The following is a 313-nucleotide window of genomic DNA, read 5'->3' as shown; positions in this document are numbered from 1 at the left end:
TTTTTTCAAGCAGAAGACGGCATACGAGATGATCAGCCAAGACGGCGAACCGCTTCATAAAACCATTCATGCACCCGTAAGCCTTACATATGATGATGTATTAAAAAATACGATCATCGGCTGCTTGACGGTGATGATTGACAGAGAACAAACGGGTGATATCCGGATGCCGAATATTAGAACCCGCCAGGATTTGGCGACATGGCTGTCCGTATTAAAGCGGGGGTTCAAGGCATATGGACTGAACGAACCCCTCGCGGAATACCGCATCGTTGAAACATCGATCTCCAGAAACAAGTGGAAGGCGGCGCGA

At 48.2% G+C, this 313-nt stretch carries 1 protein-coding gene; it reads left to right on the top strand.

All coding sequences use genetic code 11. From position 1 onward, the window contains the following. Positions 1-313 (top strand): hypothetical protein (locus tag L324_RS44395; RefSeq protein WP_499698303.1); only part of this gene is annotated, 313 nt, incomplete at both ends.

It is taken from the genome of Amycolatopsis orientalis DSM 40040 = KCTC 9412, assembly GCF_000478275.1.
GTDB lineage: Bacteria > Actinomycetota > Actinomycetes > Mycobacteriales > Pseudonocardiaceae > Amycolatopsis > Amycolatopsis orientalis.
Note: the sequence above shows the minus strand (reverse complement) of the source record. Positions and strands in the feature narration are given on the sequence as shown.